Consider the following 11,914-nt stretch of genomic DNA (forward strand, 5'->3'; position numbering starts at 1 on the left):
CGCCGTGCGTCCGACAAACGCACGGCGGATTGATCCGGTGGTGTCAATTCTCCGCCCGGGGTGGGAACTCAGCCTGCCGCCAGCGTGTCGAGCACGGCTTCAAGCTTGGCCACGGTGCCATCCACATCTCCAAGCTTGTCGAGCCCGAACAGGCCGATGCGGAAGGTGCGGAAATCGGCCGGTTCGTCACACATCAGCGGAACGCCGGCGGCAATCTGCATGCCCTGCGCCAGGAATTTCTTGCCGTTCTGGAATTCGGGATCCCCGGTGTAGCTGACCACAACGCCCGGCGCCTCGAAACCCGGTGCAGCGACGGACTTGAAGCCCTGTCCCTCCAGCAAGGCGCGCACCTTGCGGCCAAGGTCCCATTGCCGTTTGCGGGCGAGCTCGAAACCGAAGTCGCGGGTCTCGATCATCCGGTCGCGCAGCACCAGCAGCGCATCGGTCGGCATGGTCGAGTGATAGGCATGGCCGCCACCGACATAGGCCTGCATGATGTCGTGCCATTTGCCCAGGTCCACCGCGAAGCTCGAGCTGCGGGTCTCGCCGAGCCGCGCCAACGCGCGGGCGCCGAGCATGACCAGGCCGGCCGATGGCGAGGCGCTCCAGCCCTTTTGCGGCGCGGAGATCAGCACATCGACGCCGGTCGCCTTCATGTCCACCCAAATGCTGCCCGAGGCAATGCAGTCAAGCACGAACAATGCGCCGACCTCGTGCGCAGCGGCGGCGAGGGCTGAAAGATATTCATCGGGCAGAATGACACCGGACGAAGTCTCCACATGCGGCGCAAAGACAACGCTGGGACGCTCTTCCCGGATTTTGGCCGTAACCACTTCAATCGGCTGCGGCGCAAAGGCGGAGGTGCTTTCATTGCCGACCTGGCTGGCCTTGATCACGCTTGTGTCCGATGGAATCTTGCCCATCTCGAATATCTGCGTCCAGCGGTAGGAGAACCAGCCATTGCGGATCACCATCACCTTCTGGTCGGTGGCGAACTGGCGGGCCACCGCCTCCATGCCGAAAGTTCCGCCGCCCGGCACGATCACCGCTGCTTCGGCCTGGTAAACTTCGCACAACAGCCCGTTGAGATCGGTCATGACAGTCTGAAACGTCTTTGACATGTGGTTGAGGGACCGGTCGGTAAAGACCACCGAAAATTCCATCAGACCATCAGGATCCACTGGTGACGCTGTCATATTCATGCCCTTCACTCCTCTTGTCATCTGCCAGTCCATGCACAGGCGCGGGCCAAGCTATAGGCCTGTTTTGACCAAGATTGAAGCCGCAACCTTTACACCAAGAGAATTGCCGGTCCATGTCCGCGTGATCGCCGGATCATGCTTTCATGTCTGCTACCGTTTCTGAAAGATGCACGGCGCAGTACTAGTTCTGGCGCGATTTGTCCGGCTCTGTTTCTAAGGGAACATTAACACCAAAGACCCAGTTTGATGCAGTCTTGGCTGCTGCTGCCTTGGCTGATCCGACAATCAGGGTGAATGGCTCAATATGGTAGAAAATCGGACTGTCGTGTTCCTGGCAAAGGTGCTCCTGATCGCCGTGATCTACTGTGGCGCGGGTCAGCTTGGCCTGTCATTGGCCGTTCCTCCCGGCTATGCGACATTCATCTGGCCGCCGTCCGGCATAGGGCTTGGCGCGCTGATCCTGTATGGATGGCGTCTGTGGCCCGGCATATTGATCGGCTCGGTCCTTCTGAGCAGTTTCATCACCCCCATGTACACTGCCGAAGCCGGCCTTGATCAGGCCAGGGCGCTCACCGCTGTCGCGGTCGCCATCGGCTCCAGCCTTCAGGCTCTGGCGGGCTATGCACTGGTCAAGCGGTTGTTCGGCATTCCGCTGCAATTCACCCGAATCCGCGATGTGCTTGTGCTGTTCTTCGCGGTCGGCCCGGTCGTGTGCATGATATCGCCAAGCATCGGGGTCGCGGCGCTGTATCTGTCCGGGGCCGTGCCGGCCGGTGAGCTGTTTGACAGCTGGCTGACATGGTGGCTGGGCGGAATTTTCGGCATTGTCGTGTTCCTGCCGCTGGTGCTGATCGCCCCGTTCGGTCCGCAACGACTTTCCTGGCGCGGCAAGGCGCTGGGCAATCTGCAGGTCACGGCCATGCTGATCCTGCTGATACCGCTCGGCCTGACGTTCTATGCCTGGAAGATTTCATCCGAAGCCACCCACGACAATGGCAGGATCCAGTTTGAATCCCTGGCGCTGGAGAGCAAGAAGGCGCTCCTGAGCCGGATAAATTCCTATGAGAATGCGCTCCTGGGTGGCGTTGCCTATTTTCAGGGGTCGCACAGCATCAACCGCCATGAATGGAACCGTTATGTTGATGTGCTCGATATCAAGAGGAATTTTCCCGGCATCAATGGCCTCGGCTGGATAGCCTCGCTGGCGCCCAAGGGCGTTGAGCCGTTTTTGCGCACCACCCGTGCGGATGGCGCCAGGAACTTTGCGATCCACCCCGAAGTTGATGGCGACGCCCACTATGTCATCACCTATATCGAGCCCGAAGATGTCAACCGGCAGGCGCTTGGCCTCAACATCGCCTTTGAGGAAAACCGCAAACAGGCCGCCGACCTGTCGCGGAAGACCGGAAAACCGGCCATCACCAAACGCATTATCCTGGTTCAGGACAAGGAACAAGCGCCGGGCTTCCTGCTGTTGTACCCGATGTACCGGGACGGCTTCGAGCGCGGATCCTCCGTGGAAAGATGGGCCGTGTTCGATGGCTGGATCTATGCGCCGTTCATCGCCAAGAAATTCATGCGGAACCTGACCAAGAGCCAGGGAAACACCCTCAGCCTGCGGATTTACGACGAAGGCCGCGAAGACCCTGACACGCTGATCTATGAAAGCAACAAGACCCAGCAGAAAGGTCCTGTTTCCACCTATTCCAAGCGCGAACATATCGAAATCATGCAGCAGCAATGGCTGGTTGTGTGGGAGAGCACGCTCGGGTTCGAGGAAGGTTGGCGCAGCTACAACCCGGTTCTGATCCTGTCGGGCGGCTTGCTGATTACTTTCCTGTCGGGCCTGTTCCTGTTTGTCACAACCGCGCGTCTCACCGGAGCGGTGGAGCGAACCTATGGCCGGCAGGCCCTGGTGTTGCCGGCCTTTGTCTTTGTGGTGCTGGCCGTGGGATCGGTTTCGCTTTACCGCGCTCTCAATGACAAGGAGGTGGCGCATCTCAAGGCCATGATCAGCAGCGAAATCAGCAAGATCGACCTTCTCATCAATGCCGAATCCGAAGCCAAGCTGCTGGCCCTGGAACGCATGGCGTCAAGAATGCAGTCCGCCCCCGACAGCCTGTCCTATCTGTGGGGCGTCGATGCGCGCAATTACATATCCGATCTCGCCGGTTTGAGGGCTGTGGCCTGGGTCAATGCCAAAGGCCAGATGGTTGATACCCAGCAATCGACGCAGAATGACCGTCTGGTCTGGATCGATGCCATACAAAAGGGCGCGCAGGCCGATCTGGCGAAGGCGGCGGTTCGGAAGAACATGACCCTCATCAGCCCTCCGGTCCAGTTGGCGGGCAAGGAGCAGGCTTTCATTGCCTATCTGCCGCTGGTTCGGAATGGCGCCTCCGAAGGCTATCTGGCTGCGGTGTTCTCTGTGAGCAGGTTTTTCAGCAACGAGATCCTGCCCGAGACCCTGGACCGGTACAAGTTTCTGATCACCTATGACGGTGATCCTCAGCTTGAATTCGGCAATCTGACCCAGCCCGTGGCCACGCCCTGGGCGCTCGAGAGCACGATACAGGTTCCAGACAAGCGCTGGTCGATCCGAATTGTTCCGACAAAGGGCTTCCTGAACACGCAGCAGACGCTGTTGCCGGACTCGGCCCTGATCGCCGGTATGCTGATTGCGCTTCTGACCGCCATCACTGCACACATGACGCTCTTGTCACGGCTCAAGACCGCAGATCTGGAAGCCTCGAATGAGCGCATCAAGCAGGAGGCGACCCGCAATTCAACGGTGATGAACACGGTGCTGGACGGCGTGTTGACGGTCAGTTCCGAAGCAACGATTGAATCGATCAATCCGGCAGCGTTGCGGATTTTTGGCTATGCGCGGGGCGAAGTGGTGGGCCGCAACGTCAATATGCTGATGCCGCCTGACAATGACTATATAGGGCACTATCTCAAAACCGGCGAAGGACTGACGATAGGCAGCGGCCAGCAGGTGGCCGCCCGGCGCAAGGACGGATCCATCTTCCCGATGGATTTCTCCGTCAACGAGATGCATCTCGATGGCAGACGCATGCTGGTCAGCACGCTCCGCGATACAAGCGAAGCCGTCGCGGCTGCACGCGCATTGAGCGAATCCAACGCGCTCAAATCGGCAGTCATGGCCAGCACGGAATACATGATCATAGCCACCGACCTTGACGGCAAGGTCATGGTCTTCAACGAGGCGGCCGAAGCTGCATTGGGCTACTCGGCGGCGGAGATCGTCGGCAAGCAGACGCCGGCACTCTGGCATGATGACGCCGAGGTTGAGGAACGCGCACGGGTTCTCACCACCGAACTGGGCATGCCGGTCAGCCCCGGGTTCGAGACCTTCACCAAGAGAGTTGACGTCAAGGGTATTGATGAGAACGAATGGACCTTCATTCACAGGGACGGGACTCGCTTCCCGGTTCTGCTGACGGGAACCGCGCTGCGCAATGGCGAGCACGAGACCACAGGCTATCTGGGCGTTATCGTCGACCTCACCAAGCGGAAGGAAATCGACCGTCTGAAATCCGATTTCGTGTCCATCGTCAGCCATGAATTGCGGACTCCGCTGACATCCATTCGCGGTGCTCTGGGCCTGGTCATGGGCGCCATGTCAAAGGAATTGCCGGACAAGGCGCTTCGCCTTGTCGATATTGCTCACAAGAACTGTGAGCGGTTGACGCTGCTGATCAATGACATTCTCGACATTGACAAGATAGCCTCCGGCCAGATGCGGTTCGAGATGAAGCAGCAGGACCTGGGTTCGCTTCTTGAACTGGCGGTGGATGTCAACGAACCCTATGCGGCCAATCTTGGCGTGCGCATCAAGAGCGGCAAGGTCGATCCGGATATGGCCATCAATGTCGATCCGGAACGGTTTGCGCAGGTGATGGCCAATCTCCTGTCCAATGCGGCCAAGTTTTCCGACAGCGGTGACGTTGTCGAGGTCTCGGCCCGCCGTCACGGCGAAATGGTTCGTGTCGTGGTCAAGGATCAGGGCGTGGGCATTGCCGAGGAATTCCGGTCGCAGATATTCGGCAAGTTCCTGCAAAGCGACTCCTCCTCGACTCGCGTGAAGGGCGGCAGCGGGCTGGGCCTGCACATCAGCAAACAAATTGTCGAGCGAATGGGTGGGGTGATCGGCTTCGAAACAGAAACCGGCAAGGGCACCACCTTCTGGGTCGACTTTCCGGTGCCCGAGCCGGAAAATCCGGCGGGGCCGGTGAATGGGGATGAGGAACAGCACTTGCTGCTTCATTATCGTCAGCGCGAGGTGCCCGCCTTGCTGCATATCGAGGATGACGAAGACCTGAGCCGGATACTGGCCACCTATCTGCACGGCACTGCCAGTGTCGTCACCGCTACGACCCTGAAAAGCGCGGAAGCCCTGTTGCGTGACAAGCAGTTCGATCTGATCGTGCTTGATCTCGGATTGCCGGATGGCTCAGGGCTCGAATTTCTCGAGAAACTGACCAGTCTTGTCGAGATTCCGGTGCCGGTGATGATCCTGTCAGCCTCGGAAGTGTCTGACCAGGTCAAGCGCAAGGTGGCCTCGGTAATGGTCAAGTCGCGGGCCACCGAAGCCAGCATCGTCCAGAAAATTCAACATCTGATGGCGGCTTGAATGATCGCCATGTCGAAGCTCCTGAACACGCAGCAGCCCGCTCCGGTCACACTGATGTCCGCACGCAGTGCCCATGTCGATGACACCGCTGATCAGCCAAAAACATGAAAGTTGCCCATGTCTGACGCCCTCAAAGTGCTCTATGTCGATGATGAAGACGACATCCGCGAGATCGCCGGCATGGCGCTTCAGCTCGATCCCGACATTGAACTGAAAACCTCCGCGTCGGGCGCGGATGCCCTCAGCGTGGTCCAGGACTGGGTGCCGGACCTGATTCTGCTCGACGTGATGATGCCGGGCATGGACGGCCCGCAGACCCTCAACCGGCTGCGTCAGGACCCGGCGCGCGCGTCGATACCGGTGGTGTTCATCACGGCCAGAACCCAGCCGGAGGACATGGAAATGTTCATGGAACTGGGCGCGGCAAGCGTGATCTGCAAACCGTTTGACCCGATGACCCTGGCGACGCAGACAAGAGAATTGTTTTCAACAATCCAGCGGTGAATCGGACCGCCGGCGGCTCGCGCGATCGCGTGTCCGATCAAGCGGACGCGTCGCGGGGTGCGGACTGTGTTCGGGGATGATCGGATCCAGAGGCGGAAGGCGGCAATCGCGCGCATCACCCGGAAGGAATACATTCGTTCCAGACAGGGCGTAGCCGTCAAGTCCGGAGACACGGTCAGCAGAATGGTGCCGTTGCAGCCCGCAGGCGGATTCAGACGAGCGCGGTGAGCTGATCCATCAACTCATCGAGGATTTGGGCCAGGTCCGCTTCACGGTACTTGGCCTCGCGCAGCTTGGTCTCGACCTTGAAGGCGGTAACGCCCAGTTCTTTGTATCCGAAGATCGCCGATGCGCCGGCCAGCGAATGCGCAAGTTTGATCAGATCCGCACGCTGCTGTTGCGCAAGCCCGCCGGCCTCGGCCGGGTCACCGAGGATCTGCCGGATCTGGGCCAGATTTTCCTTGCATCGCTCAACAAACAGCAGCCGCAACTGCGCAACACGGTCCTTTGCTTCATCGGACAGTTTGTCGAGTTGGTTGCCGTTATGTGCTTGGCTGGCCATGGCTTGAAACTTTCTGTTGTGCAGAAGGCCGGAGATCGCCTCCGCCCATCATCTTTCCCGCCAGTCACGCCGCGCCGACGCGGCAGGGCATGGCTGGCCGTTCTTTCAGTCGGAGAATTCGATTCCGACTTCATTGTTGATATGCCAGCATTTGCGCACCGGCCGGAGCGGGCCCGAGCCGGAGATTTGCAGCAGGAAATTTTCCGGCAGTGCCAGCGGCTGATCCAGCCGGATGCGGGCGCCCCCGTCGGATATGTTGCGGATGGTGCAACTGATCTTGGACGACCATTCCTCGATCGCGATGAAGGCGGGTTTCAGGGTCCGCATGCGCAGCGACTTCCGCCGCTCCCTTGCCTCTGTCACGCCCGAACCTGTATCTGCCAGGGTCTCCGGCAGCGCGCTCCAGTCATTGGGGTTGCTTTGCGCCCGCAAGGCGTCGCGCTGGTGCCCCTGTTCGACAGCAAGCGACTGCATCATCCCTGCGAGATCGGCATGCTCGCTCGAGACAGCCACCCCGATCAGCGGTGAAATCTGCAATTCCACCGATTTGAGGTGGTAGGAGAAGGTCAGTTTCTCCATCAGGCGGCGCTGACATTCGAGGATGTTGTCCTCCGTCACGTTCCTGTCCATGACATAGCGGAAACTGTCTTCGTCGAACCGGCCGCAAAAATCGTCGGAGCGGATGGTGGAGCGGATTTTTCCGGCAAAGCTGCGCAGGACTTCATCGGCATTGGCGATGCCGAAATTGGTGCCGATCGCGTCATAATCGGCCAGGCAGATCGAGAAGATTGCAAAATCCCGGCGGAACTTGATGGCGGAGGTCGCCACATGCGCCAGCTTGGTGTCGAGTTCTGCGCGGCAATACATCCCGGTCAGATCGTCGAACATCGCCTTCTTGCGCAGGGCGGAGACCTCGGCAAAGCGAGCGACTTCGCTTTCATGACGGACGATTGTCTTCCTGATGACGCTGGTCATTTCCTCCAGGCGCAGGTTTCGCTTCGGCAGGAAGTCGTAAAATCCCATCCGGAAAGCCTTGATTGCCGTCCGTTGGGATTCGTCAGCCGAGAGCATGATCACGGGCGCGAGATCGGGAAACCGCAGCTTGAGCTGTTCATGCAGCCGGAAACCGTTCTCGGCGTGAAGGTTGTAGTCGAGAAGGATGCAGTCGGGCATCTCCTTTTCCAGGACCTGCACCAGGGTGGCGCTGTCGCCCGCCTCCATCGTCCGGATGTGTTCCTGCTTGAGCAATGAAGCAAGATGTCCGCAATAGAGCTTGTCATCATCGACGATGCAGACCGACCGGCCATTGAGCGTTATGGCTGAGCTTCGCAGTTCTTGATCATAGGCCACATTCATTTTTATAATCCAATCCTGTGGATCAGGAAACCCGGGAGGAAAACATCGGTGGGCGTCCTGATCTCAATCAACTGTCGCCCTCTTCCGCGGCGTCATCGAGGGAGGCGGCCAGTTCGTCATTTTCGGCAATGACCACCTGGTCACGGCCATTGCTCTTGGCCAGGTACAGCGCCTTGTCTGCCTGGGCAAAAAGCGTGGCGCTGTCGCCATTGGCAGCGCTGCCGGCAACGCCGATGCTCACGGTCAGCGAGAACTGTTCGTCCTGGCCATCAAAGACCATTTTCGCAAAGTGCTTGCGGAAATTTTCCATCACTTCGAAGATTGTCTCGGGCGAGGTGTCGAGCAGCAGCACCGCGAATTCCTCGCCGCCATAGCGTCCGACGACATCTGACTGCCGGACCCAGCCAACCAGGGCGCGCGCCAGAATCGAAAGGACCTTGTCGCCGACCGGATGTCCCCAGGTGTCATTGACCTTCTTGAAATGGTCGACATCGATCATGGCGATGCAGAATTGCAGTTGCGTGCGCCTGGACCGGGCCATCTCCTGTCCGACCCGCTCCTTGAAGCGCCGGTGGTTGAGCAAACCGGTCAGGCCGTCGCGCTCGATCAGGTTGCGCATGATGCGGGCCCGCTGCACGCGCAGGCGGATCAGCGTGACCAGTGCATCGAGATCCGCCCGTTTCGAGATGAAATCATCGCCGCCGAAGTGCCGCGCCTTCATCTGCACCTGCTTGTCCTCCTCGGACGACAGGAAAACGATCGGGATTGAGAGATGATTCTGGTGCTGGCGAATGATCTTGGCGATCTCGATGCCGTTTGTGCCGGGCATCTGGAGATCCATGATGATCAGATCGAAAAAGGAGCGCTCGATCGTCGCGATGATCTCGAGCGGATCATTGAGGATCGCCACTGTCATGCCATTGGCGCGCAGCATCTCTGCATAAACCGCGGATGCCAGCGGGTCGTCATCGACCAGCAGGATCGATGCCGGCTGGGTGGTGACCTGGCCGCCAAGATATTCCAGCCAGTTGATGAACTCGGCCTGGTCGATCGGTGCGCGCATCACTGTATTGACATTTGATTGCGCGCATTTGGCCCGGAACGCGAAGGATGTTTCGGACGAAATCATGATCTTGGGCGGGGTCTCGCCAAGGTCGCGGCAGATGTCGAAGGCATCGGGAAGCGAGCCGTCGATCACCACAATCGTGCCGGTGCTGGTCTCGTCGACCAGGCTGAGCTGCGAGCGGGCTGTGACGGTCCTGGCTTCATAGCTCATAGGCGCCAGGATCAGGGCCACGGCATCAAGAAATTCTCCACCGCCAATGACATGCACGGATGGCTGCGATGCATTGCTGAATACGGTCTCGACCGGCGCCGCAGGGGCGTCCTCGAAACCGATCTCGGGAGATATGGCATTCAACATATTCATATATCTCTCGGGTTCATGAGGGCGAAGTAAAAAATAAAAATCCTGATGTGCAGGTATGAGATCGGGTTCAGAAATCAAGCTTGGTTGTTGATGATTTACTGCTTGATATTGTGAGTTTCCGGATCATGATTTAGGAATCCTTACAGGTGCTCATTTTATATATTCGAGTTGACGCAATCTGCAGACGAGATTGTGAAATCTTTACATAATACTAATATGAAATTGCCATTAAGCGTTCCTTAAATGGCCAGTCTCGATTCTAATACATGATTTTTCGGTGAGAGCGCCGCTCGAGAGGCCCGTCCGGGTCAAGAGTTTTCGGACATCTCCACGTGAATTCGGGCCGCCCTGCCGCCCCTGCGGGCTTTCCGTCTCGCGCAGAGCAGTTTTACCGGATCGGAAATGCCCTGCTGCCGTCCTCGCCAGCAACGGAGGCAGACGTGTCGTCTGTCAGAAATTGAAACAGTTGTTCGCTTCGCGCGAGCCTTTGCCGCCATCGGCCAGCTCCATTTTCTTCACCTCAAGCTGTGTGCCCGTTCGGGCAAGATGGCGCAGATTAAATCCGGCGGGGCAGGAGATGTTCGCATGTGACGGATTTGTACTTCAAGCATGAAATTTGGCTAAATAATTGATTGGGTGACCAAATTGGCGCTGGCAGATGTGGAAAAGACTCGCGCGGCCGGTTGTAACCCTTTATAAGGCACGTTGCTGTAGACCATGGGTTGTTGAACGGGGTGGGGAAAACAATGATTAGGTTCTTATCGAAGTCGGTTTGCTTTCTGGCGGCCGCGACAATGCTCTCTGCGGTTCCTGCCGGGGCCCTGACGTTGAAGGAAGCGGTGAGCGAGGCGCTCAGGTCGAACCCGGACATTCTTTCGTCCGCGGAAAACCGCGAGGCGGTGGAATTCGAATTGCGCCAGGCCCGCGGTCTCTATCTGCCGACGCTGGATCTCGAAGCCTCCGCCGGCGGCCGCAAGCTCGACAGTCCCGGCCGTCGCCGGCTCGGCACCGAGGACGACACGCTCAATTCGGCCGATGTCGGCCTGAGCTTCACCCAGACCCTGTTTGACGGCGGCGCCCGCCGCGCCGAGGTTGAGCGCCAGGCCGCCCGCGTCGACGGCGCCTCCTTCCGCGTCGCCGAGCGCTCCGAGGCGATCGCGCTCGCCGTGTCGCAGGAATATTTCGAAATCCTGCTGCAGGCCGAGATCGTCGCCGTGGCGCGCAGGAACGCCAATGTGCTCTCGCAGATCGTCAACGACATTTCCTCGGGCGTTTCGGGCGGAACACTGACATCGGCCGACCGCACCCAGGGCCGCGAGCGGCTGCTGTCGGCCAAGGCCCGGCTCAAGGAAGCCGAAGAGGACCTGGCCCAGGCCGAGATCCGCTTCCTGCGGCTGGTCGGCGTCCGGCTCGGCAAGATGACCGCGCCGCCCTCGATCGCAAAGGCGCTGCCGCGCTCGGTCAATGAGGCCGTTGACATCGCCCGGCGCCAGAGCCCGCGTCTGGCGGCTGCGGCTGCCGATGTCGATGCGGCCGATGCTCTGACGCGCGGCGCCAAGGCGGCCTATCTGCCGGTGATCTCGTTCGAGGCCAATGCCCGCGTCGGCGAGGACATTGACGGCGCCGAAGGCCGCACCTCCGATCTGGAGGCCAAGGTGGTGGCGCGCTGGAATCTCTATCGCGGCGGCCGCGACCAGGCTGTCGAGCAGGAGCGGATCCGCCGCGCCGGCCAGAGCCGCCAGGAAAATGTGCTGGCCCATCGCGAGGTGCAGGAATCGGTGCAGTCGGCCTGGGACAAGCGCAGCAAGCGGGCCCAGCAGGCCTCGATCCTGCGCGAGCAGGTCTCGGCCTCGGGATCGCTGGTCTCGTCCTATCGCGACCAGTTCCGCATCGGCGAGCGCTCTTTGCTTGACGTGCTGAGCGCCCAGAACACCCGCTTCAACACCGAGGTTCTGGCCAAGACCGCGCAATATGCCGCCATCTATGCCGATTACCAGGTTCTGGCGGCGATGGGATCGCTGGTCCGGGCCTTCACGCTTGACACCGTCGCCCAGGCCGAACCCTATGCCCGCGACGAATTCGAGGTCGTGTCCCAGGAAGCCGAGCCGGTCTATGCCCGCATGCCTTCCCGCCAGGTCAAGGGCGCACCGCTCGACCTGCTGGCCCCGGTCCGGAAGAACTGATCGTTCGTCAAGATACGGGCA

The 11,914-nt window shown here is 59.6% G+C and carries 7 protein-coding genes; 3 read left to right on the forward strand and 4 right to left on the reverse strand.

Annotation, left to right across the window (positions count from 1 at the left end; translation table 11 throughout):
- Window positions 1-68: 68 nt before the first annotated feature.
- Entirely contained in the window at window positions 69-1,202 is a 1,134-nt protein-coding gene (locus OEG82_RS06375; protein WP_267611598.1) for an aminotransferase class V-fold PLP-dependent enzyme, read from the reverse strand.
- 304 nt (window positions 1,203-1,506) lie between these two features.
- On the opposite strand from OEG82_RS06375, the gene OEG82_RS06380 reads away from it, so the two are divergent.
- Window positions 1,507-5,859: a CHASE domain-containing protein gene (locus OEG82_RS06380; RefSeq protein ID WP_267611599.1), complete on the forward strand. Its 4,353-nt coding sequence runs from the start codon at window positions 1,507-1,509 to the stop codon at window positions 5,857-5,859.
- A 117-nt stretch (window positions 5,860-5,976) separates the two neighbouring features.
- Window positions 5,977-6,363 (forward strand): response regulator, encoded by a 387-nt coding sequence (locus OEG82_RS06385; RefSeq protein ID WP_267611600.1) that lies wholly within the window; start codon window positions 5,977-5,979, stop codon window positions 6,361-6,363.
- A 211-nt stretch (window positions 6,364-6,574) separates the two neighbouring features.
- On the opposite strand, the gene OEG82_RS06390 is transcribed toward OEG82_RS06385, so the two are convergent.
- The 3 genes from OEG82_RS06390 to OEG82_RS06400 all read right to left on the reverse strand — a co-directional run bounded on the left by OEG82_RS06390 (window position 6,575) and on the right by OEG82_RS06400 (window position 9,710).
- Window positions 6,575-6,925, reverse strand: a complete 351-nt coding sequence (locus tag OEG82_RS06390) for an Hpt domain-containing protein (protein WP_267611601.1) — start codon at window positions 6,923-6,925, stop codon at window positions 6,575-6,577.
- Window positions 6,926-7,030: 105 nt separating this feature from the next.
- On the reverse strand, window positions 7,031-8,281 hold the full coding sequence (locus tag OEG82_RS06395; protein WP_267611602.1) for a response regulator: 1,251 nt from the start codon (window positions 8,279-8,281) through the stop codon (window positions 7,031-7,033).
- Between the two features lie 67 nt (window positions 8,282-8,348).
- Entirely contained in the window at window positions 8,349-9,710 is a 1,362-nt protein-coding gene (locus OEG82_RS06400; protein ID WP_267611603.1) for a GGDEF domain-containing protein, read from the reverse strand.
- Between the two features lie 794 nt (window positions 9,711-10,504).
- Between OEG82_RS06400 and OEG82_RS06405 the strand changes: the two genes are divergently transcribed.
- The gene (locus OEG82_RS06405; RefSeq protein WP_267611604.1) at window positions 10,505-11,893 is read left to right on the forward strand and encodes a TolC family outer membrane protein; all 1,389 of its coding nucleotides are present in this window, start codon (window positions 10,505-10,507) and stop codon (window positions 11,891-11,893) included.
- The last annotated feature ends 21 nt before the right edge of the window (window positions 11,894-11,914 follow it).

The sequence above is a fragment of the Hoeflea ulvae genome (assembly GCF_026619435.1).
Taxonomy (GTDB): Bacteria; Pseudomonadota; Alphaproteobacteria; order Rhizobiales; family Rhizobiaceae; genus Hoeflea; species Hoeflea ulvae.